Source organism: Hymenobacter fastidiosus, from assembly GCF_039539565.1.
In the GTDB taxonomy this organism is placed as follows: Bacteria; Bacteroidota; Bacteroidia; order Cytophagales; family Hymenobacteraceae; genus Hymenobacter; species Hymenobacter fastidiosus.
Window position 1 is genome coordinate 503,850 of the sequence record NZ_BAABDJ010000007.1, and the last position, 23,339, is coordinate 527,188.

14 protein-coding genes are annotated in these 23,339 nt (G+C 65.0%); 4 read left to right on the forward strand and 10 right to left on the reverse strand.

The window, feature by feature from the left end; all coding sequences use genetic code 11:
• Window positions 1–5: 5 nt before the first annotated feature.
• From ABD833_RS07190 to ABD833_RS07215, 6 genes are all read right to left on the reverse strand, one after another.
• Window positions 6–5,009 carry a DUF3320 domain-containing protein gene (locus tag ABD833_RS07190; protein WP_345071953.1) on the reverse strand — a complete coding sequence of 1,668 codons (5,004 nt, stop codon included), beginning with the start codon at window positions 5,007–5,009 and terminating at the stop codon, window positions 6–8.
• A gap of 123 nt (window positions 5,010–5,132) precedes the next feature.
• Entirely contained in the window at window positions 5,133–6,896 is a 1,764-nt protein-coding gene (locus ABD833_RS07195; RefSeq protein WP_345071954.1) for an amino acid permease, read from the reverse strand.
• A gap of 361 nt (window positions 6,897–7,257) precedes the next feature.
• Complete coding sequence (locus tag ABD833_RS07200; protein WP_345071955.1) at window positions 7,258–8,451, reverse strand: sensor histidine kinase; 1,194 nt, start codon at window positions 8,449–8,451, stop codon at window positions 7,258–7,260.
• Between the two features lie 10 nt (window positions 8,452–8,461).
• Complete coding sequence (locus ABD833_RS07205; RefSeq protein WP_345071957.1) at window positions 8,462–8,908, reverse strand: response regulator; 447 nt, start codon at window positions 8,906–8,908, stop codon at window positions 8,462–8,464.
• The gene (locus tag ABD833_RS07210; protein WP_345071959.1) at window positions 8,909–11,227 is read right to left on the reverse strand and encodes an ATP-binding protein; all 2,319 of its coding nucleotides are present in this window, start codon (window positions 11,225–11,227) and stop codon (window positions 8,909–8,911) included.
• Window positions 11,212–11,790 carry a biliverdin-producing heme oxygenase gene (locus tag ABD833_RS07215; protein ID WP_345071961.1) on the reverse strand — a complete coding sequence of 193 codons (579 nt, stop codon included), beginning with the start codon at window positions 11,788–11,790 and terminating at the stop codon, window positions 11,212–11,214. Before ABD833_RS07215 ends, ABD833_RS07210 begins: the two co-directional genes overlap by 16 nt.
• Before the next feature lie 358 nt (window positions 11,791–12,148).
• Between ABD833_RS07215 and ABD833_RS07220 the strand changes: the two genes are divergently transcribed.
• Window positions 12,149–13,201: a lipocalin family protein gene (locus ABD833_RS07220; protein WP_345071963.1), complete on the forward strand. Its 1,053-nt coding sequence runs from the start codon at window positions 12,149–12,151 to the stop codon at window positions 13,199–13,201.
• Window positions 13,202–13,421: 220 nt separating this feature from the next.
• Here ABD833_RS07220 and ABD833_RS07225 read toward each other — a convergent pair whose 3' ends face one another.
• Window positions 13,422–14,606 (reverse strand): sensor histidine kinase, encoded by a 1,185-nt coding sequence (locus ABD833_RS07225; RefSeq protein ID WP_345071965.1) that lies wholly within the window; start codon window positions 14,604–14,606, stop codon window positions 13,422–13,424.
• Between the two features lie 347 nt (window positions 14,607–14,953).
• Between ABD833_RS07225 and hemA the strand changes: the two genes are divergently transcribed.
• Window positions 14,954–16,225, forward strand: a complete 1,272-nt coding sequence (gene hemA, locus ABD833_RS07230; protein ID WP_345071966.1) for a glutamyl-tRNA reductase — start codon at window positions 14,954–14,956, stop codon at window positions 16,223–16,225.
• A gap of 259 nt (window positions 16,226–16,484) precedes the next feature.
• On the opposite strand, the gene ABD833_RS07235 is transcribed toward hemA, so the two are convergent.
• On the reverse strand, window positions 16,485–16,793 hold the full coding sequence (locus tag ABD833_RS07235; RefSeq protein ID WP_345071968.1) for an ArsR/SmtB family transcription factor: 309 nt from the start codon (window positions 16,791–16,793) through the stop codon (window positions 16,485–16,487).
• A gap of 236 nt (window positions 16,794–17,029) precedes the next feature.
• Between ABD833_RS07235 and ABD833_RS07240 the strand changes: the two genes are divergently transcribed.
• Together ABD833_RS07240 and ABD833_RS07245 are read left to right on the forward strand one after the other, a co-directional pair.
• Entirely contained in the window at window positions 17,030–18,259 is a 1,230-nt protein-coding gene (locus ABD833_RS07240) for a Glu/Leu/Phe/Val dehydrogenase dimerization domain-containing protein (RefSeq protein ID WP_345071970.1), read from the forward strand.
• A 150-nt stretch (window positions 18,260–18,409) separates the two neighbouring features.
• A complete protein-coding gene (locus ABD833_RS07245; protein WP_345071971.1) occupies window positions 18,410–19,558 on the forward strand; it encodes a mechanosensitive ion channel family protein in 1,149 nt (382 codons plus the stop codon).
• Window positions 19,559–19,654: 96 nt separating this feature from the next.
• Here the strand turns inward: ABD833_RS07245 and ABD833_RS07250 are convergent, their stop codons facing one another.
• Both ABD833_RS07250 and ABD833_RS07255 read right to left on the reverse strand, forming a co-directional pair.
• Complete coding sequence (locus tag ABD833_RS07250; protein ID WP_345071972.1) at window positions 19,655–20,569, reverse strand: tellurite resistance TerB family protein; 915 nt, start codon at window positions 20,567–20,569, stop codon at window positions 19,655–19,657.
• A 182-nt stretch (window positions 20,570–20,751) separates the two neighbouring features.
• A complete protein-coding gene (locus ABD833_RS07255) occupies window positions 20,752–23,322 on the reverse strand; it encodes an AsmA family protein (protein WP_345071973.1) in 2,571 nt (856 codons plus the stop codon).
• Between the last annotated feature and the right edge of the window lie 17 nt (window positions 23,323–23,339).

A 23,339-nucleotide genomic window follows, 5' to 3' on the forward strand; every position in this document is an offset into this window, starting at 1 on the left:
AACAATCAGCCCGCCGGCTGCAAAACGCCGTTGGTTTCCAGCAGCGCGCCGCTTTCCACCAGCTGCCGCACGGCCGCGTCGATCTGCTGGCGCATTTCCTCGCCGGGCCGGGCGAAGCCCAGCAGGCGCGCCACCGGCAGCAGCACGGCCGGCCGTTCCAGCGCGAAGCTGTGCCGCACCACCGTCAGCACGGCGCGGGCCAGCTCCTCGGGGGCCACCAGACCCGGCTTGCGCGAGGCCGCCGGCAGCGCACTCCGGTCGCGCAGCGGCGCGGCCTCCGCCGGCATTCTCGGGGCCCAGAGAAAGTCGCCTTCCGGCCGGACATGGCGCAGGTTGCCCGCCAGCCGGGCCGCCGCCGCCACGCTGGCCCGGATGCGCACACCCACCTGGCTGGCCCCGCTAGCCAGGGCCAGCCGCCGCGTCACCTCGTCGATATGTACCGGGCTTTCCACGGCCACCACCTGCGCCACCCAGGTCGCCAGCCGGCCCATGGGGTGCTGATGCAGCTCCAGCTCGGCTACGGCGGCCGGCAGCTGAGCCAGCTGGTAGGCCGTGGCCAGCGCCACCGGACCCGTCGGCGCATCCTCCCGCGCGATTCCGGTCGGCGCTGCCGGTGCTGGCGTCAGCTCCGCCGCCGGCTTATCAGCTTCGCCGAGGGCGGCGAGGTGGCGGGCTTCTTCGATGGCCTGCACGGCCCGCGCGGTTTCGCGGGCCGGATCCCGAAACCAGTCGGTGCTCCAGATGCGGTGCAGGCGCCAGCCCACGTTTTCGAGCACCTGCTGGCGCAGCCGGTCCCGGTCGCGGGCCGAGCGGGCGCTGTGGTACATGGCCCCGTCGCACTCGATGCCCAGCACGTAGCGGCCCGGCTGGCCGGGGTCTACCACGGCCAGATCAATATAGAAGCCTTGGGAGCCGATCTGGGGGCGCACGAGGTAGCCGCGGGCGGTGAGGGCGCGGTGCACGGCTTCCTCAAACGGCGACTCCATAGCCCGGCCGGTTTCCTCGTTCTGGTTCAGGCGGCCGTGCTGGGCGAAGCCGAGGAAGACTTTGAGCGCGGCTACACCCTGGGCTTTGGTCCGCGCAAGGTCGAGGTCGTCGGCGGTGAGGTTGGTGAAGACTTCGCAGCGCTGGCGGGCGCGGGTGATGAGCACGTTCAGGCGCCGCTCGCCGCCCTCCCCGTTGAGCGGGCCGAAGCTCATGCTCAGGTAGCCCTGCCGGGTGCGGCCGTAGCCGATGCTGATCAGAATCACGTCCCGCTCGTCGCCCTGCACGTTTTCCAGGTTTTTCACGAAGAAGGGCTCGTGCGGGTGGCGGTTGAAAAACGCTTCCGTTTCGGGGTGCTGGCGCCGCCGTATTTCCAGCGCATCCTGAATGGCCTGACGCTGAGCGGTGCTGAAAGCCACCACCCCCAGCGTGAGCTTCGGAGCGGTACGGGCGTGGTGCAGCACCGCTTCGGCCACCGCCGCGGCTTCCCGCGGGTTGGTGCGGGTGGTGCCCCGCTCGTAGTGGGTATCGGGCAAATGATGGAAGACCAGCCCCAGCTGCTCCCGTCCGCCGGGGCTGGGAAATATCACCAGCTGATCGTCGTAGAACAGGTGGTTGGAGGCCGCGATCAGCGACTGGTGTCGGCTGCGGTAGTGCCAGCGCAGCATCCGCTCGGGCATCTGCCGGGCTTTGCACAGCTCCAGGATGCTCTGGATGTCGGCCGTCACGTTGTCCTCGTCGGTCTCCTCACCGGCGGCGGTAAGCGAGTCGAAGAAGGAGGTGGGCGGCAGCTGCTTCGAGTCGCCGACCACCACCAGCTGACGGCCGCGGGCAATGGCACCCAGCGCATCCACGGGCTTCACCTGGCTGGCTTCGTCGAACACCACGAGGTCGAATTCGACCGCGCCCGGCGGCAGGTAGCCGGCCACCGACAGCGGCGACATCATAAACACCGGCTTGATGGCCTGCACCGCGCGGCCGGCCTGCTCCATAAGCCGGCGCAGGGGCAGGTGGCGGGTTTTCTTGGCAAACTCGTTTTTCAGCAGCAGCATCTGCCCGCTGGCCTGCTGGTTCGGCAGCTGGCGGAAGTGCTGCTGCATAGCCCGCACCCGGTTGTGGTAGAGCGAGTCCTCATCGGCCCGGCGGAAGCGGGCGGCGGTTTCCTCGTGGCCGGCGCGCTCAAACTGGCGTAGGGCCGGGTGCTGCTCGTAGGCCAGCTTCTGCAGATACTCCAGCCAGGTCTGGCGCACCGCCGCTACCAGCAAGCGCGCGGCCGGCTCCCACTTCTCGGCCAGGGCCAGCAGCTCCGGCAGCTGCTCCTGCCGCACGGCCGCGGCCACGTTGTTCCACTCCGTGGTCAGGCGCAGCGCGGGCAGGTCGGCGGCCCAGGCTTGCAGCGTCGCCCGCTGGCTTTCGAAGGGCTGAAACTGCAGGCGGCCGGCGGGGCCGAAGCGGCGGGCTTCGTTGAGCTGCAGGGCCTCGGCCCCGGCCTGCCCGGCGGCGCGGTGCCGGGCCAGGGCCGCTTCCAAAGCGGTGAGGCGGTGATTCAGGTGGTGGTGCCACGACTTTTCGGTCGTGGTACCACTATCGTTGCGGAAGCCCGAAGTTCCCGGCCCAGGCTCATCAGGCGCGGCCTTGTCGTTCAACGCTGGTGGTACCACGACCAGGGGATGCCTCAAAGAAAGGTATCCACCTGGACCCTTGTCGTTCAACGCTAGTGGTACCACGACTGAAAAAGTCGTGGCACCACTTCGTTCCAGATAGGTCAGCAGCGCGGCCGGCAGCTCGCCCCGGCTGATGCGCTGGTGGGTGAGCGTGAGATACTGCTGGGTTGTGGTCAGCGCGGGCCAGTCGGAGCGCGGGCCCTGCCAGGCGGGGCCGAACAGGCCGGTCATCAGCGGCGCGGCGGCGGTCAGGGTCTGCTCGTGGTGGGCGGCTTCGTGAATGGCGTCGATGGCCTGGATGATGCCGGCGGCTTCGGCGGGCAGCGGGCCGCGCCACAGACTTTGCAGGCGCTTTTTGGCCTGGCGGTAGTCGCCGCTCAGAAATTTCCACCACTTGTCACCGTACGTCAGGAAGGCGGCCCGCTCGGGGAGCAGTGGCTGGCCCCAGGCTTCGGGCAGCAGCGTGGCCTCGTGCCGGCGGCGCAGTTCGGCGTGGGCAGCGCCGGCCTGCAGAGCTTCGGCAATCCGGCCGGCCTGGGCAAGCCAGGCATCATCAGCCACTACGGCACCATTCAGCGCCGGGGCCCGCTGAGCGTGGCGGGCGGCGGGCAGCAGGGCCTCGGCGGCGGCGCGGTCGGCGGCGGCGGGCAGGCCCAGGTGGTGAGCCAGGGTTTCGGCGGCCCCAAGCAGCGCGGCTACGGCTTCCCCGGCTTCGCGCAGCCGGACCGCCAGGGCCTCCTGCCCGGCGGGCAGCAGCACCGTCAGCTCACTGCCCCAGAACGGCAGGTTTCGGGGCACCCCGATTTTCTGCAGCGTGGCCTGCACCCGGGCGGCCAGGGCTTCGGCCCGGGCCGCGTCGGCATCGGTCCAGGCGGGCAGGTTGGCGAAGCTCAGACGGGGCAGCTCTACCGGGCCGCGCTCCTCGTTCAGCTGCAGCAGCTCGCCGACAACCTGCTGGGCAGTGCGGCGGCTGCGGCCCAGGGGCGCATTCACGGCTAACGCGTAATCGTTGAGGGCCGCGCGGTAGTGGGGCAGCTGGGCCATCTGGTCGGCCACCACGGGCACGGCGGCGGGGCAGCCCAGGGCCAGGGTGGCTTTCAGCTCGTCGTGCAGGGCTTTCTTGTTGGCTTTGTGGCTGTGCAGCTCCAGGCAGGCCGCGCCCAGCCCCAGGCTATCCAGCCGCCGCTTCACCACTTCCAGGGCCGCCATCTTCTCGGCCACGAACAGCACCTTCTTACCCGCCCCGATGGCTTCGGCCAGCAGGTTGGCAATGGTCTGCGACTTGCCGGTGCCGGGCGGCCCCTGAATGACGAGGTTGCGGCCTTCGTGCACGGCCAGCAGCGCCAGCAGCTGGGACGAGTCGGCGTCGAGCACCTGGTGCAGCTCGTGAGCGGGGCTTTCGGTGTCGAGGAAAGCCGTGTCGCCGATGGTGGGGGCCGCGTCGCGGAAGCCGGTAGCGGGGCCCAGCAGGGCGGCAATGGCGGGATGGCCGAGCAGCGGCGCTTCGGCGGGCCACAGGGCCGGGTCCAGGTCGCGGTAGAGCAGAAACTTGCCGAAGGAGAAGAAGCCCAGCGCGATGCGGTCGGGCTGCACCTGCCAGCGCGGCAGCCCCGCTACGGCCGCCGCCACGGCCGCGAAGTACTCGGCGGGGCGCAGGTCGTCGTCGGCTTCGGGCAGCGGCAACACCACGCCGAAACCGGCGCGCAGCCTGGCCTGCAACGACAGGTTGCCCTCGGTTTCGGCACCGGTGTGGCGCAGCTTAAACCGCTCGGCGGCGGTGCCGCGCTCCAGCAGCACCGGCACCAGCAGCAGCGGCGCCTGGCGCGGCTCCGGGCTGCTGTCGGCCTCGTACCAGGTGAGCTGGCCCAAAGCGAGGTAGAGAATGTTTACGCCCTGCTCTTCCAGACTGGTGCGGGCCGCGTAGTAGGTGTTGAGCAGGCGGGTTTCGAGCTTCGCCAGCGGCTCCGCGGTTTGCAGCTTGTTGTCCCAGCTTGCCGCTACTGGCGCGGGGCCGGGCGCCTCACCCCCCAACCCCGCATCTGCTTTATGCGCAGAGTCCGAAAAAGGAGAGGGGGAACCGGACGATTCCGCTACGTCGGATACTTCCCGGGAGGCTCCTGCCGGCAGGGCCAGCGGCGGATTTTCAGCCTCCGCCGCGCCCAAAAAGTACATCGTCTTGCCCTGGCGCACCAGCAGCTCGTACACCGCCGCCGACTCTTCCTGGATTATCGGCACCCCGCGGGCCGGGGAAAGGCGGAAGTTCAGCAGCGGATTGCGCAGACCCAGGTCGAGCAGCTCCTCGCGGGAGGCCTGCAGGCGGGTGAGCAGGCCAGGAACGGGAATAATCGGCTCGTTTTCCATAGAAATAGCGCGTAAATGATTGGGCGTAATGCCCGCCGGGCTTTGACCGACAACCCGGGAACAACCAACCTGAGGCTATCCGGCTTGCCGGCCAAAGCCCGGCTTTTCTATACCTCAGTGTGCTTACCGAATCACCGGTGACCGGTTGTTGGCCGTGGCGCCGGCGTTGAGCTTGCTGTGCTTGTAGCCGTAGTTGAAGTACAGCGCCAGCCCAATCACCAGCCAGCCGAAGAACAGCAGCCAGTTGTTCACGCCCAGCTGCGTCATCAGATACAGGTTGGTGAGCAGCCCCAGGGTGGGCAGCAACGACAGGCTGCGGCGGAAGGAGGCGATGCTGAGGTAGATGCAGAAGCCGAAGAACACCAGCATCGGGATGTAGTGCTTGAAGGCCGCGTAGCCCCCGGCGCCGGTTACGGTGCGGCCCATTTCACTCACCGCCGCGCCGTTGTAGGCAAACAGCAGCACGATACCGATCAGCATGATGAGCGGCACCAGGAACTTGCCGTTGATGTAAGGGACCTTGAAGCGGGCTTCGGAGGTACCCTGCGGATCAATGACCAGAATACCGCCGCAGACCAGGGCGAAGGCAAACAGGGTCCCGATGCTGGTCAGGTCGATAACGAGGTCCATGTTGAGAAACAGCGCCGGCACGCCCACGAAAAAGCCCGTGACGATGGTGCTGAACGAAGGCGTGTGGAAGCGCGGGTGCACCCGGGCGAAAATCGGGGGCAGCAGCCCGTCGCGGCTCATGCTCATCCAGATGCGGGGCTGACCGATCTGGAACACCAGCAGCACCGACGACATGGCAAACACGGCCGACACGGCCACTACGCCCGCCAGTTGGGGCAAACCTACTTTCTGGAACACGAAAGCCAGCGGGTCGCCCACGCCCAGCTCCTTGTACGAGACCATGCCGGTGAGCACCAGGGTGATGATGACGTAGAGCACGGTGCAGATGATGAGGGCGTAGATCATGGCCCGGGGCAGGTCGCGCTGGGGGTTTTTGCACTCCTCGGCGGTGGTTGAAATGGCGTCGAAGCCGATGTAGGCGAAGAACACCGCCGACACGCCCTTGAGCACGCCCGCTACCCCGTTGGGGGCAAACGGGCTCCAGTTGGCCGGATTGATGTAAAAGACGCCCACCGCAATAACCACGGCCACCACGATCAGCTTGAGCAGCACGAGCAGGTTGGAGGCCGTTTTCGACTCCTTGATGCCCACGTAGACCACGGCCGTGATGAGCACCGTAATCATAAACGCGGGCAGGTCGCAGACCAGGCGGAAGTTGCCGAACAGCACCGGGGCCAAGTTCCAGGCCTGGTAGGCTGCCAGCGTAGCCGGGGCCACGTCGGCCAGCGACTGGTTGGCCTGCATCAGGGCCAGCACTTCATTATAACCCTTGTAGGCACTCTGGGTGCCCATCGTGAGCCAGATGGGAATGTGCAGCCCGATGCCATCCATGAGCCCGGTGAAGTAGTCGGACCAGGAAATGGCCACCACGATATTGCCCACGGCATATTCCATAATCAGGGCCCAGCCGATAATCCAGGCCGTGAGCTCCCCGAAGGAGGCGTAGGCGTAGGTGTAGGCCGAGCCGCTGATGGGGATGGTAGCGGCAAACTGGGCGTAGCACAGGGCCGAAAACGCGCAGGCAATGGCGGTGAAGATGAACAGCAGCGACACGGCCGGGCCGCCGTCGTGGCTGGCGTTGCCGATGGTGCTGAAGATGCCGGCCCCGATGACGGCGGCAATGCCCAGGGCCGTCAGGTCGCGGACGGTGAGGTTGCGTTCTAAGCCGCCGTGGGCGTGCAGTTCGGCGTCGGCGGGTGGGTTCTGGAGGATGGCGCCGATGTCTTTGCGGCGAAACAGACTGGAGAAAGAACTCATTCGGGTTGGGGAGGGAGCGAAGGGAATTAGGGCGAAAAGATAAAGAATTTGCGGCGAGGGCGGCGCAAAAAGGCCGCCATTCGCTTCCCGCTGCTGAATATAACCGACAGGAGGAATACCGCCGTTTGCACATCAAGGCCTGACTGCCAGTGCGCCCCCCCTGCTGCACGGTACAGCTCCTGCCGTTGCCCCAGCGGCCCTGACGGTTTTCCAAGAGCCGGGGTACAGGTCCGGCGGCTGGCGGCCGGCGGGCCGTTCATCGCCTGGCTCCGACGTTTCCCGTCTGCTAACGACGACCGGTCAAACGGCTTTGCCGGCGGACCGGCAAACGTATCCTGACCTGGAAAAGGCCGCGCCTTCCCTACCCCGGCTCCGGATACGCCGGCTCCCACCGCCGGCCTTCGGGGCCGGTGGCGGGCGGGCGGGGGGTGAGGCACAAATACACGCGGAAGGTGGTGCCGGAGCCGGCCTGGCTGTCGACTTCGATGTGGCCGCCGCAGCTTTCCACCAGCCGGTTGACGAGAAACAGGCCCACGCCGGTGCCTTCGCCGGCTGCGGGGTGGAAGCGCCGGAACAGGTGAAACAGCTCAGCGCCGTAGCGGTCCAAGTCGATGCCTAACCCGTTGTCCTGCACTTCGAGCACGGGGCGACCCGCGTCGGCGTAGGTGCGCACCTGCACCCGCAGCGGCCGGCCGGGCTGGTGATACTTGAGGGCGTTGCTGACGAGGTTGAACAGGATGGTGCGCAGGCTACCGCGCACGTACTCCACGGCGGGCAGGGCCGCGAAGTCAGTACTGAGCTGCGCCTGGATAGCCAGCCGCTCGGGGCGCAACGCCTGCGCTACTTCGGCCGTCAGCTCGGCCAGCACGACGGGCTCAGCGGGCTGCGGGGCAGGCTGCCGCTGCTCCTGCACCACGGCAGCCAGGTCGTGAATGGTGGTAGAGAGGCTGCGCAGGGCCTCGTCGATCAGGCGCAGCACCACGGCCTCGTCGGCATCGTGGAAGGTAGCGGTGCGGCGCAGCTCGGCAAACAGGCCCATCAGGTTATGGACGGGCTGCTTAAGGTCGTGGCTGGCGGCGTACACGAAGTTGTCGAGGTCCTGGTTGGTGCGGGCCAGCTGCTGATTCACGGCCTGCAACTGGTGGTGGTAGCGGGCCACGTACTGGCGCCACTCGTTTTTCTCGATGGCGTGGGTGACGGTTTTGTGCAGCAGGGCCGGGTCGAACTGCTGCTTCACGAGGTAGTCGAGGGCGCCCTCGCGCAGGGCGCGCACGGCCAGGGTTTCGTTGCCGCGGCCCGTAATCATCACCACGCACAGCGTGTCGGCCGGGGCCAGGGCCTGCAGGCTGGCCAGCAGCAGCAGGCCGCTGGTATCGGGCAGGTCGTAGTCGAGCAGGATGCAGTCGGGCTGCCAGGCCATGAACTGGACCAGGGCCTCCGCGCCCGTGGCGGCTTCGGCAAACTCCAGCCGCTCCCACGCCGGCTGCGGGGCCAGGTAGCGCCGGTACAGCATCCGGTCGGCCGCATTGTCATCGATGAGCAGAACTCGTTTCACGGCAGCGGGGCTAACCAGGGTGAGGTAACTCGGAGGCGTCGAGCCAGTAGCGCGCCAGCAGGCCCACCTTTTCTTCCAGGGCACTGTAGCCCATGGGCTTGGTCAGGTAGCTGTTGGCCCCCAGGCGGTAGCACTCCTCCACGTCGCGCACGTTGGCCGAGGTGGTAAAGACGACGATGGGAATGGCCCGCAGCACGGGGTCGAGCTTGAGGGCCCCGAGCACGTCGCGGCCGTCGAGGCCGGGCATGTTCAGGTCGAGCAGCACGAAGGCCGGCAGCACGGCGGGCCAGGCCGGGTGGCGGCCGTGGCCGCGCAGGTATTCGAGGGCCTGCTCGCCGTCGGCGCAGCGCACCACGGCATTGGGCACGGTATGCTTGCGAAAGGCCCGGCTCAGGGCCGTGAAATCTTCGAGGTTGTCTTCCACCACGAGGATGGGAGCAGGGAGGGTAGTACGCACTTACAGGAGCTTAGAAAGCGAAAAGAAAAACGTAGACCCCTCCCCGGGCACCGACTCGACCCATAGCTCGCCGCCGTGCTTTTCCACCATCTTCTTGGCAATGGCCAGGCCCGCGCCGGTGCCGCCGCCGTACTTCTCGGGGGCGTGCAGCCGCTTAAAGAGCTTGAACACGTTTTCGAAGTGGCGGGGTGCGATGCCGATGCCGTTGTCCTGCACGCACAGCACGTGGAAGTCGGCCGGGTTGCCGGTGCCCCGCGGGCCGCGGGCCGCGGCCGGGGCCACGCCCACCGCGACGCGCTTTTCGGGCTGCTCGTTGTAGCGCATGGCGTTGGTGATCAGGTTGCTGAACACCTCCCGCAGGCCCACCTCGCTGCCGTGGATGATGGGCAGTGGCCCGGCCACCGTCACGGTGGTGTGGGTTTGCTCGAAGCGGGGCTGCAACAGGTCGAGCACCCCGGCCAGGGTGTCGTTGAGGTTGGTTTCGGCCAGCGTCAGCTCCAGCCTTCCCACCCGCGAGAGCTGGAGCAGCCCCTCGATGAGGGCCTCCATCCGCTGGCTGAGGCGCACCAGGGTTTCGAGCCGGCTGACGCCCTCGGCGTCGAGCTGGGTGGCATAGTCTTCGAGCAGAAACACGGCGTAGTTATGAATGCCGCGCAGGGGCTCTTTCAGGTCGTGGGAGGCCACGTAGGCGAAGGCATCCAGCTCGTCGTTGCTGCGCTCCAGCTCCACGTTGAGGCGCACCAGGCTGGCGGCCCGGGCCTGCAGCTCGTTGAACACCTTGAGCCGCACTTCCACCAGGTGCTGCCGGATTTCGCGGGCGGCCTCCAGCTCCAGGGGCAGCCAGGGCGTGGCAGTGTGCTCCACGGCCTGCTTCCAGGCCTCAAACGACTGCCGGGGCGAGAGAAACACTTCCCCGTTCACCAGGCGCGGCGTTTTCTCGTCGCGGCCGGCCCAGGTCACGGTGCGGGCCTGCTCGGGCCGGAACCACAGCAGATACTCGCCCTGCTCCGGGGCCAGGGCCACGGCCAGAATGCCGCTGGCCGTGGCCTGCAGTGCCGCCCCGGCCGGGTTGAGCCGGGCGTAGGAGTCGGTATGAAAAACCGGCTGGTCGGTGTGGGTGCGCAGCCAGGCCACCAAGCTGTCGATCTGGGCGACGCTGGGCGTGGCACCTATACAGTTGATGTCGTCGGCGAGGCAGATGGCCGCCCCGCCGCAATCGAACACGTCGCGAATGGTGGGGGTGTGCCGGTGGAGTCCCGCCACAAAATTCTCGCCGGTACTCACGTGCTCCAGCAGCCGGGCCTGGGCCAGATGAATCCGGGCCTGGTAGGCCTGCTGATCCTGCTGCTCCTTGCTGCCCAGCAGCGCCGAAAGGGTTTTGCCCAGAAACTGGCACAGGTCGCGCAGCTCGTAGCTCACCAGGCGCGGGCTCTGGTGGTGGCAGGTAATCATGCCCCACAGCTTCCCCTCCTGAATAAGGGAGATGGTCATAGTAGCGCCCGAACCCATGTTGCGCAGGTATTCCAGGTGAATGGGCGACACGCTGCGCAGCACGGCGTAGGTCATGTCGGGCGGGCGGGCGGTGCGCGGGTGGAGAGGTGGCACCAGCGGCACGGGCGCGTAGTCCACGTCGGCAATGAAGCGCAGCCAGTTTTTGAGGTACATGGCCCGGGCCTGCTTCGGGATGTCGGTGGCCGGGTAGTGCAGGCCCAGCCAGGGCGGCAGGCCCGGCCGCAGGGCCTCGGCCAGCACGTGGCCGCTGTCGTCGGGGGCAAAGCGGTACACGGCCACCCGGTCGAAGCCGATCAGCTCGCGCACCTGTTCGGCGGCGCCCTGGCACAGGTCCAGCAGGGTATCGGCGCTCAGCAGGCGGCCCAGGGCCAGGTTCAGGGACGGCAGGTCGAAGGCGCTGGTGCTGGTACTGGCGTGGTGCACCGGCTCGCCTTCCACCCACAGCAGCTGGTCGTAGCGGTGTAGGACCAGCTTGTAGAAGGGCTGGCCCGCCACGTGGTCGAGGCGGGCACCCAGCAGCCGGGCCGCCTCAGTGAGCGTGGGCCAGAGGGCTTCCACCTCGGCCAGCGCACCCGGCCCCAGCAGCCGCTCCAGCCCGTGGCCCAGCAGCTCCTCGGGAGCCAGGCCCAGCAGCTCCCGGGTGTTGGCGCTGGCCTGCACCACGCGCCGGGTCTGCTCGTCGAGGCACAGCAGAAAGCCGTAGGGCTGAATGAGGCCCGGCAGGTGAATGGGCTCCCGGTCGCAGTTGGTGAGCGTAATCGGCGCTCCTACCAGGCTTTCGTCGGTCAGGGTTAGCAGTTCAGCCATGAGGTCAGGGTCCGGAAGGTGTGGATGGCCGAGGTGGTGATGGCGGCCTGGGTTTCGGCGGTGGTGGCGGCGGCTTCCAGCTGCTGGCAGAAGGCTTTCCACAGCGGCCCGGTGCGCTCAGCCCGGCCGCCGAAATAGCTCCGGCCCGCAATACCGGCCTGGGCCAGCTGCCGGGCAATGACCTGCCCGCCCAGGCTGGAGCCTTCCAGCACGTACATGGCCCCGAGCAGCTGGGGCCGCGTGCCCAACGGCGGCAGCGCGGGGCATAGCGGCGGCCCGGCCGGGGAGCCCAGCTGGGCCAGGTCGGCGAGAATGAGCGGGGCCCGGTAGCGCTGGTCCAGCTCCCAGGCCGGGCCGAAGTGGGCGGCCTGGGCGCGCAGCTCCGCTTCGTAGGGCTGCACAAAGCCGTACATGCGGCTTAGAAACCGGGCCGTGGCAGCGGCCGTCACAGTACCGGCCGTCAGAGCCTGATTGAAGGGGTTCTGCTCCACCTCATCATGGTAGGGGCGGGTGGCGCGCCGCAGGTGGGGCAGAATCGAGGGGATTTCTATCGTGGGCAGCATGGCGCGAGGCGGTAGACGGTGCAAGAAGAGCAATAGTTCAGGGTAGCAGCCGGCGGAACGCGCGGAAAAACCGGCCGGCTCCACCGCCCCAGGCAGCCCGACCGGAAACAGCCCAATATATTACATTATTGCTATACCTGCCACGCCGCCTCAGCCCTCGTTTTATCCGCTCCGGGCAGCTCTGGTGAAGCCTCCGGCGGCCACGGTCAGGCTGTTGCAGCCCGGCAAACCGGGTTTCGGGAAGGTAGCTCTTTAAATAAGCATTTGCTTGGCAGCAGGCGTGCAGCAGACAGTACCAAGGCCTGGTTCCCCGCCCGGGCCGCAAACCTTTTGCCCGCCAAAACCCTTTTCCGGGGGCATGAAGAATTTACTGCTCTCGACTCTCCTGTTCCTCGCCACCGCCTGCGCCCTCAGGCCCACCAGTAAGTACGACGTATTTCAGGAGCGTGCTCAGCTGCCCCAGGAAGAAGCCCCGCACCTGCGCAACTCCCTGGAGTGGTGGTATTTCACCGGTCAGCTCAAGGATAAGGCCACCGGCGAAACGTTCGGGGTGGAGTACGTTTTCTTCCACTTCAACCCCACCGGCAAGAAGGACTGGCAGATGGTGAACTTCGCCCTCACCGACCCGCAGCAGAAGCAGTTCCGCTACGACTACCAGCTCGAAAAGCTGCCCCAGCTGCTGGCCCCCACCCTACCGCTCAATCTGCAGCTGGAGAAAAAAGCCCAGCGCTGGACCCTGACCGGGCAGGAAGGCAGCTACCACCTCCAGGCCCGCATGGCCGACCACGCCGGCTACGCCATCAACCTGATTACCGCCCCCGCCAAGCCCGTACTGCTCCACGGCGGCACCGGCTACGAGCAATACGGGACCGTAGCCCGGGCCGGCTACTACAGCTACTCCCGCCTGGCCACGGCCGGTACCCTTGAAATAGGCGGCAAGATGCGGCAGGTGGAGGGCGAGCTGTGGTACGACCGCCAGTGGAACTGCAACTCCGTGATGGGCAAGGATACCGGCTGGGACTGGCTCAGCCTCCAGCTCGACGAGCCGCGCGAAGAAATCATGGCCTACCAGCTGCGCAACAAGCGCACCGGCGAAAGCCTGGGCGGCGGCACCCACTACTCGGCCCGGAACCAGAACACCCACCTGGCCGCTACCGACTTCCAGCTGGAGCCGCTGGAATACTGGGTCAGCCCCCGGTCCAAGCAGCGCTACCCCATCAAGTGGCGGCTGCGCATCCCCAGCCAGGGCTACGACCTGCTCGTGGAGCCCGTCATCCCCAACCAGGAGCTGAGCCTGCGCCTGTTCAAGGCTATCAACCTGCACTACTGGGAAGGCATGTGCACAGTAACCGGCACCCATAACGGCAAGCCCGTCACCGGCCACAGCTACGTGGAAATCACCAACCCTTGATGAGTTGCCGGTTGCCAGTTGCCAGTTGCCGGTTGTGTGTTGTGTGTTGCCAGTTGTGTGTTGCCAGTTGCCAGTTGTCGGTTGCCAGTTGTAGGTTGTGGGTTATGGATTGTGGGTTGTGGGTTGTGGGTTGCCAGTATGGATTCGTTGAACGAGCTGGCAACTGGTAACACGCAACTGGCAACTGGCAACCGGCAACTGGCAACCCGCAACCGGCAACTCATTCCCCCTTCAGCACGACCCGGAACGTGGTGCCTTTGCCGACTTCCGACCAGCGCACGTAGAGCTTGCCTTCGTGGTAGTTCTCGATGATGCGCTTGGCCAAAGCCAGTCCCAGGCCCCAGCCCCGCTTCTTGGTGGTGTAGCCCGGCAGGAACACCGATTCCAGCTTGCTTTTCGAAATGCCCTTGCCGGTGTCGGTGATATCGAGGGCAATGAGGGTTTTGCTTTTGGTGCTGCGGTGCAGGTGCAGGGTGATGTGGCCCTTGCCGTCCATGGCGTCCACGGCGTTTTTGCAGATGTTCTCAATCACCCAGTCGAACAGCGGCACGTTGATCTGGGCGGGCGTATCGGTGGGCAGGTCGGTTTTGATTTCAAACACCACCTTTTTCGACACCCGGCTTTGCAGGTAGGCAATGGCATTGCGGGTGGCCTGCAGGATGTTTTCGTCCTTGAGCACCGGCACCGAGCCGATGTTGCTGAACCGCTCGGTAATGATTTCCAGCCGCCGCACGTCCTTGCCCAGCTCCTCCACAATGGGCTCGTGCTGCCACTTCTCCGAGTCTTTCAGGTAGGAATGCCAGGCCATGAGGCTGCTCAGGGGCGTCCCCAGCTGGTGGGCGGTTTCCTTGGCCAGACCCACCCACACCCGGTTCTGCTCGGCCCGGCGGGAGTAGCTGAACGCGAAGTAGGCCATCACGCCCAGGCACCCAATCACGGCCAGCTGCACCAGCGGGTAGGTACGCAGCTGGGTCAGCAGCTGCGAATCCTTGTAGTAGATGTAGTTGCGCAGGCCCGCGCCCAGCTCCACCACGATGGGCGGGTGCTGGCTTTTCATCACCGCAATTTCGCGGCGCAGAAACTCCTGCAGGGCTTTTTCCGTCGCCTTCTGGGGCAGGACCAGGTTCTTGGTATCCAGAATATTCGCCTCGCCGTCGGTAAAAACGATGGGAATGGTCGTGTTGGCGTTGATGATTTCCTCAAACACGAAGTTGGTGTTCGAGTCGACCTCCGAGTTGATGATGAAGCGCTGGGCCTTGGCGTAGAGGTCAATCTGCTTCTGCTCCCGCTCCGACAGGCGCTGCACCAGCACGCTGGTATAAATGACGGTGGCCGCCGCAATAAGGATGGACCCCGCCAGCACGATGAGCTTAATCCGGGATTTCTGGTCGTAAATCGGTAGCACGGAGCGAAAAAAGAAGGAAAAGCAGAAGAGCGCGCCGGCTGCCCGGGCCGCGAAGATACAACCCGCCGGCAGCGCCGCGGGTCCGGGCCTTGCTAACGGCCCGGCCCCGACTTCGTTATGCGGGTGCTGGCCCGCGGCCGGGCGGCCGGCTCCGGCCGGCTTGGAAAACCGGCCGGGCCGCAATCATTTTTATCGCTTTCACCGGGCGAAAGGAGGCCCTTCACAGTCCGGAAAGCCAGTTTACCGAGTAGCCGTCAGCCGCCCAGAACCTCTACCCTCAACTTCCTGTTTCAGACTAACGAATTACGCCGTAATTTTGCCCTCTACAATCCGCCGTAGCCCCAGCTATGCTCCATCCCTTTAAGGCTGTCAGCCTGTCCTTCAAAAAAACGCCGCTCGCCATCCGGGAGCTTATTGCGTTGGACGAGACGGCCTGCCGCCGCTTCCTGCAACTGCTCCACCACGACTTAGGCCTTCAGGACCTGCTCGTGCTGAGTACCTGCAACCGGACCGAAATCTACTACAGCGCCGACCGCGACCAAAGCCCCGCCATCATCAAGGCCCTGGCGGAGCTCAAAGGCCTGCCCAACGTCGCCGACTACTTCCCCTACTTCGACATCCTCGATTCCTACGAGGAGTCGGTGCGGCACCTGTTTGAGGTGGCCATGGGCCTCGATGCCCAGGTAGTAGGCGATTTGCAGATCAGCAACCAGGTGAAAACAGCTTACCAATGGTCGGCCGACCAGGACGCGGCCGGGCCGTTTCTGCACCGCCTGCTGCACACCATTTTTTTCACCAACAAGCGCGTACAGCAGGAAACGCGGTTCCGCGACGGGGCGGCCTCGACGTCCTACGCCACGCTGGAACTGGTGGAAGAGCTGACGGCCGACATTGCCAACCCGCGCGTGCTGGTGGTAGGCCTGGGCGAAATCGGGGCCGACGTGTGCCGCCATTTCAGCGACAGCAAGAGCTTCACCGACGTCACGCTCTGCAACCGCACCCGGACCAAGGCTGATGCCCTGGCGGCCGAATGCGGGCTCCAAGTGCTCGATTTCGAAGATCTGGTGCAGGGCCTCAAGGATGCCGACGTGGTCATTTCCTCCATTGCCCACGCCTCGCCCTTCTTCACCAAGGAAATGGTGGAGCGGCTCGACGTGCTGAACTTCAAGTTTTTTATCGACCTGTCGGTGCCGCGCAGCATTGAGGCCGAAGTGGAAAACGTGCCCGGCGTGCTGGTCTACAACATCGACACGATTCAGAGCAAGGCCTCGGCCGCCCTCGAGCAGCGCCTGGCTGCCGTGCCGCAGGTCCGCGCCATCATTGCCGACAGCATTGCCGGCCTGCAGGACTGGACCAAGGAAATGCTGGTGTCGCCGACCATCCAGAAGCTGAAAAACGCGCTGGAAACAATCCGGCAGGAAGAAATGGACCGCTTCCAGAAGAAGATGAGCCCCGAGGAAGCCAAACGCATGGACGAGGTCACCCGGTCGCTGATGCAGAAGATTCTGAAGCAGCCCGTCCTCCAGCTTAAAGCCGCCTGCAAGCGCGGCGAGGCCGACCAGCTCATCGATGTACTGACCGACCTGTTCGACCTGGAAAACCAGACGACCCCGGCATAGCCTGCCATTGCGAGGAGGCACGACATTCCGCGCATCAAGCGGCGTCAATCCGTCCCGGACAATGAGCCAAACCTTGTTGAAACAGAAAGTCCCGACGTGCGCTAACGTCGGGACTTTCTGCTAAAAAGAAGCTTCTTCCATTTCAGAGGACGGATTGACGCCGCTTGATGCGCGGAATGCTCTGCGCGCAATGACAAACGAAAAAAGGACCGTCGGCTGGCGGTCCTTTTTCATTTCTCCGAAGAAAAACGGCAGTCGGCTACAGCGATTCGCAGCAGTCTTCGAGCGAGTCAATCACGTCGAGCAGTTTTGGGATGGAAAGTGAGTAATAGATTTTCGTCCCCACTTTGAACGACGACAGGATGCCGCGGTCTTTGAGGGTGATGAGGTGCTGGGAAGCAATGGCCTGGGGCAAATCGAGCGAACGGTAAATTTCCGTCACGGTCATTTTGTCTTCTTTACCCAGCAGATCCACGATGGCTAAGCGCTTGGGGTGGGCCAGCACTTTCAGCATTGCGGCGGCCTTATCTACTTTTTTGGATTCTACGCGCGAGAGCAAGGGCTTCATAAAGGATGGTACAACGGTGGGCCTGGGATGGATTCATCAGGAATATGCGTACTACGATATTTCCGGGCCCAAGAGTTCCTATTAAAATGGATTAAGCCTAAATTTTTTGATTTTTTCCGCTCCGGCCGAGCCCGAAATCAATGGCAGTAAGCACCCAAGGACCCGGGTGCTTTCCGGGGGCTGCTTACCTTTGGCTCCGTTTTGTCCCTTCCCACCCCTATCTACTTCACTGCCTGATGAAAGATTTGCTGGCTAAGTTTGAAAATAAGCGTCCTGAAATCGTTTTTGAGTGGAAAGACGCCGAAACCGAAGCCGAAGGCTGGGTCGTTATCAACTCCCTGCGCGGGGGCGCGGCCGGCGGCGGCACCCGCATGCGCAAGGGCCTCGACAAGCGCGAAGTGGAAAGCCTGGCCAAAACCATGGAAGTGAAGTTCACCGTGTCCGGCCCGGCCATTGGCGGCGCTAAGTCGGGCATCAACTTCGACCCCCAGGACCCGCGTAAGCGCGGCGTACTGGAGCGCTGGTACCGGGCCGTGATTCCGCTGCTGAAAGCCTACTACGGCACCGGCGGCGACCTGAACGTGGACGAAATCCACGACGTGATTCCGATAACGGAGGACTATGGCCTGTGGCACCCGCAGGAGGGAATCGTGAACGGGCACTACCGCGCCACCGAGCCCCAGAAGATTCAGAAGCTGGGCCAGCTGCGCCAGGGCGTGGTGAAGGTGCTGGAAGACGCCTCCTTCACCCCCGCGCTGCACCGCAAATACACCGTGGCCGACCTCATCACCGGCTACGGCGTAGCCGAGGCCGTGCGCCACTACTACGAGCTGTGGGGCGGCCGCTCCGTGGTCGGCAAGCGCGCCATCATCCAGGGCTGGGGCAATGTGGGGGCGGCCGCGGCCTATTATCTGGCCTTGCAGGGCGCCAGGGTCACCGGTATCATCGACCGGGCCGGGGGCCTGATTCAGGAAGCAGGCTTTTCCCTGGAGGAAATCCGGACGCTGTTTCTCCAGCGGGAAGGCAATGCGCTGGCCGCCGCGAACCTGCTGTCGTTTGAGGAAGTGAATCAGCGCATCTGGACTTCGGGAGCGGAGATTTTCATTCCGGCGGCGGCCTCGCGCCTCGTCACCCGCGAGCAGATAGAGCAGCTTATCACGGGCGGCCTGGAAGTAATCAGCTGCGGGGCCAACGTGCCGTTTTCCGACCCCGAAATCTTCTTCGGCCCCACCGGCGAGTATGCCGACCAGCACGTGAGCGTGATTCCCGATTTCATTGCCAACTGCGGCATGGCCCGGGTATTCGCTTACCTGATGGAAACCAACGCCGAAATCACCGACCAGGCCATTTTCGGCGATACGTCGCGCATCATCCGCCGGGCCCTGGAGCGGACCCGCCAGCAGGGCGACACCCGCACCGGCGTAGCTCAGAAATCGTTCGAAATGGCCCTGCGCCAGCTGGTGTAGCCGGCAAGGCTTTAGTTTTTAAAGGCCGTCATTCCGAGCGAAGTCGAGGAATCTCGCGTGCTGACATCTGAGTAGTACTCCACCGAGGCCACGCGAGATTCCTCGACTTCGCTCGGAATGACGTTCTGGTTTGTTTTTACGGTATTATTAATGACCCTACAGGAAATTCTGCACCTGCGCTTTCTGGGCAACGACGTGGCCGCCTACCTCACGTGCGCGGGCATTCTGCTGTTTGGCTACGTTTTTAAAACCCTGCTTTCGAAGCTGCTTTCCAAGCTGGCGTTTCGCTTTATCCGCAAGCAGACACAGGGCGTGAGCGAGCTGCAGTTTCAGGCCCTGCTGATTCAGCCCATTTCCATCGTGGTGTTTTTCATCACGGTCTACCTCGCGTTTCAGGTGCTCGACTATCCGGTGCGCAGCTCCGAGCTGGACCACGACGACCCCTGGCCCAAGGTGGTGCTGTTCCGCCTGTATCAGCTCGGCATCATCACCGGGGTGGCCTGGATTGCGCTGCGCGGGGTCGATTTTCTGGTGATGGTATTTCAGCGCCGGGCGGAAACCAACACCTCCCGCCTCAACAACCAGCTCATTCCCTTCGCCAAGGATCTGGTGAAGGTCCTGGTCCTGACCATCGCCTTTCTGGTGATGCTCAGCCGCGTATTTGGCGTCAACGTCACGGCCCTGATCGGGGGCCTCGGCATTGGCGGGCTGGCGGTGGCCTTCGCGGCCAAGGAAAGCCTGGAAAACCTGATTGCCTCCTTTACCATCTTCCTCGACCGCCCCTTCGCGGTGGGCGATTTGGTGGAAGTGGGCGGCGTGACGGGTACGGTGGAGAAAGTCGGCTTCCGCAGCACCCGCCTGCGCACGGCGGAAAAAAGCTACGTCACGGTGCCCAACAAGTCGATGATCGACAAACCGCTGGACAATCTGTCGTTGCGGACGGCCCGGCGGGTGAGCTTCACCCTGGCCCTGAGCCACGCCACCACCAGCGAGCAGCTGCGCGGCATCGTGCAGGATACTCAGCGCGTGATTCAGGAACACGCCCTCACCACCGACGACGTCCAGATCAAGTTCTCGGCCCTGACGCCGGCGGCCAAGGAAGTCACGGTGCAGTATTTCGTGGAAACGACCGACTACGAAGAGTACCTCGACGTGAAGGAAGAGCTGAACTACCGCCTCGTGGAGCTGGTAGAGCAGCACCGCGGCACCTTTGCCAGTACGGCTACGAGCGTAGTCCACCTGGCCCAACCCACCGACCCGCTGCGCGGCCTGGAGTCGCCGGAACGACCAGTGTTGTAGCTATAAACCGGGGTTACCAAACAAAAGCAGCCCGCCAAACCCTGAAGGTTCAGCGGGCTGCTTTGGGATAAGGTATCTACGGGCTCCCGGTTCGGCCTAGCGGCCCCCGAGCAGACCGCCGAGCAGGCCACCCATGCCGCCGCCGCCGAGCAGACCGCCCAGACCGGCACCGCCCGCGCTGCGCGGAGCCGAGCCGGGCCGGCCACCCAGCCCGCCCAGAATCGACATCAGGGAGCCCAGGCCGCCACTACCGACGTGCGAGCCCTGCTGGGGCACATTGCCATAGCCGGCGCCGGCGCCGCCGCTGTTGGAGCCGCCCAGCACGCCGCTGAGCAAACCGCCGCCGAGCAGGCCGCCCAGCAGACCACCCATGGAGCCGCCGCCCATAGCCCCGCCGAGTAGCCCACCCATAGTGCCGCTACCACCCATCATGCCGCCCATAGCGCCGGACTGACGGTTGCCGCCGCCCATCACCCGCGAAAGAACCATGGGGGCCACCACGCCGAGCAGACCCGCCATCAGGGCTCCTTTTGGGATGCCCACGCTGTCGAGCTTGTCGGTGATGCCGCTCAGGAAGCCCTGCTTGCCGGGGTCATTGGCGTCGTGCGGTACGGTGGCGGCCTGGTCTACTACCGTTTCCAGCGCCTGCTGCTGCTGCTGGTTGATGCCGAGGTAAGTGGCTATTTTGTTCACCATCTCCTCCTCCGTGTTGGAATACGCACCGTCGGCGCGGGCAAAGCTGATCAGGTCGGCGACCAGGGAAAAGCGCAGGTCGCTGCCGCGCAGCATATCCAGGCTCTGCTTGATGCTTTCGTTGGAGGCATCCCTGGCGGCACTCAGTACCTGCTGGGTAGCGCCCCCCGACAGGCCGGTGGTGTGCGCCAGCTGCTGCAGGAACTCCACCTCCGCGGCCGAAGCTTCGCGGTCGGCGGAGGCCAGACTGGCAATGGCACTCAGATAAGCGGCTTTTTCCTGATCGGAATAGTTCTGGAGGAGTTGGGGATTTTCCATGGATGGGTCGGTTGGAGAAGGGGAAAGGAAACTGTTGCCCTTAACGCTGTCTGGCCGATTAGGTTGATGCCCAGCCCGGCCCCCCAGCCCGGCCCCCCAGGCCGGAGACCCCTCCTTTTTTCAGGCCCGGCCGCGGACTCAGGCGCCGGTTGATCCTTTGCCGATCTTACTACGGAGGAAGTTCAAAAATCAAAATACTGGTCCGGCCGGGGCTGAGCCGGCTTCTGCTCCGGTTTTTTCACCTCAAACAACTTTTTAGGTGCGGCTACGGGCGCATTCTCCGCCGCCCCGGGGAGGGCGGCGCTGTTGGCCGGGGGCGGAGGAGGGCCCATGCGCCGGCCGTTCGCCTCCGCAACCGGCCGACGGGCTGTTTGCTCCCGGCGGCGGTCCAGGCTGACGCGGAAGTTATCCTCCGTGCCCTGCACCGCCAGCAACAGCGCTGGTCCGGTGGCCACCTGCCCCCCGAAGGCGGGCCGGCGCAGCAGGCCCGGCAGCAGCGGGATTGACAGGTGGTAATCCATTTCCTGGTCGAAGGTGTGGGTCCCCGTCACCCGCAGCACCGATGCCGTCCGCACGTTGGACCGGATTTCCATTTCGGGCACGTACACCGTACGGCCCTGGATGTAGATGCTGTTGGTAAGCTGGGCGAAGCGCAGGTGGCGCAGCTGCTCTTTGCCGGCCACCATGCTCAGCTTCTGCAGGGGCGCGAAATTATTCAGCTCTCCGTCGCGCACCGTGGCCTTGATTTCGGCCTCCAGCTGGTCGGTGAGGGGCGTCAGGTGGCGGTCGAAGTACATATCCGATTCCGCCTGGGCCGTCAGGGTGCCGCGCAGGTGGCGGGCGGTGAGGAAGTCCTGGCCGAAGTTCTCAAATACATAAAACAGGCTGTCGAGCGGCAGCTGCGTGCACGTCATGGTGGTGCGGGCTTGGAGCCGATCAGGCTGGCGGGCATCGAGCGTACCGTGCAGGGTGGTAGTGCCGCCGGCCGCCGCCACGCTCAGGCCCGGGGTCGAAATCACCTGCTGACGCAGCCGCACCGTGCCGTGCAGCTCCTGCCCCCGCAAGCGCCGAAACCGCACCCGGCGCACCGTGGCGTTCAGGTCCAGGGCCAGATTCGGCGATACCTCAAACGCATAGCCCGCGGCCCGGCCAGTGCCGGTAGCAGCGGTGGGGCCGGCGGCCCGGTTCGGCGCCGGCGCACTGAGCAGCTGGTCCAGATCAAGCAGGCGGGACTCGACATCGGCCTCCACCAGCAACTGCTGATGCGGCAGCAAAAGCCAGCCCAGAGCATTCTTGAAGAAGCCGTTCAGCCGAAAATCGGAGCGGCCCATGCGGCCGGTGAAGTTGGTAATGGCCACGTCGTTGCGCCGCAGCAGAAAGCTGCCCTGGAGCCCGGTCAGCGGCTGGGTATAGTCGCGCAGCGTCAGGCTCACGCCCCGCAGGGTCAGCTCGCCCCCCGACCGGATTGCGGCCGTAGCGGGTCGGGCCCGAAACTGCCGCAGGTTCCCCGCAAACTGTACCGCCAGCTGGGCCCGGCCACTCCCCGCGCGCACCGCGGCCACCGGAAAAAACCGCAGCACCCGCGCCACATCGAGGTCGGCCCGCAGGTTGAGGCGCACCGTAGGATCCAGCAGGTTTTCGTAGCGCAGATTTCCGCTGAAAGGACGCCCCTGCAGCGCGCCGCGCAGCTGTTGCAGGGTAAACGAAGTGGTTCGGGCCGTGCGCCGGGCCCCGTTGCTGAAGGTGCCAGTCAGAAATACGTGCTCCACCGATTCCCGATACCCCGGGTGGTAGAAGGAGGCGTCGCGGCAGCCAAACTGCACCCCGATCTGCGGATTCTTACCCGCCGCCACACTGCGCACGGTTCCCCGAAAGTAAACGTCGCCCCGGCTGCGGTATTTGCTTAGCTGCCGGGTCAGGCGCGGCGGCAGCAGGGCGAGTACTGATTGCAGATCGGCGTGCTGTCCGTTCAGGCTAAGGTTCCAATCGATAGCCGGACCACCGTAGCCAATGCGGCCTGCCAGGTCGTAGGCCGCAGTTTCAACGCGCACTACCGAAGGCTGAATAGTCAGGGTTTGCGCCGTCCGATTCACCTCCAGCCGGGTGGTCAAAACCACTTCCTTGGCCCGAAAATAATTATCTGCTCCCAGCCGGATAGCCTCGATGCGGGTGCGGCCTTCGGCCCGGATGCTGACCTGCGCATCCGTCACCGTCAGCGAAGCCTGCACCGCATGCGCCTGCAGACTATAGCGGTGCTGCTGCTGCCGGTGGTGATACAGTATGCCGACGCGCTCCAGCCGGATAGCTTCCAGGTCAAACGCCAGGGGCTTAGTTGCGGCCTGCGTGGAGTCAGGGCGGAATATCCGGTAGTTCGGCTGCCCCTGGGCATCATACCGGACCTGAATGGCGCCATCCTCCAGCGCCAGGCTCCGGATGCGGTAGCGCCCGGCCACTATATCCCAGGCATCGAAGGCACAATAGAGTGTTCGGACCCGTGCCAGGGCCGTGGTATCCTGGGGGAGCGAGCCTCGCACCACCACGTGGTGCAGCCGGATAGCCACGCGCGGAAACTCGGCCAGTACCGATACCTCCATGCGGCCGACCTGCACCGGCGTGCGCAGGTAGCGGTTGGCTTCCTGCACGAACAGGGAAATAATTTTTTCCTGCCCCAGCCAACCGCTCAAAATTGCCGCGCCCAGCAGCAAAACCAGGCTCAACCCGGCATACCGGAAAGTTTTTTTAAAATTTTTCAACCGGCAAAAATTTCTGA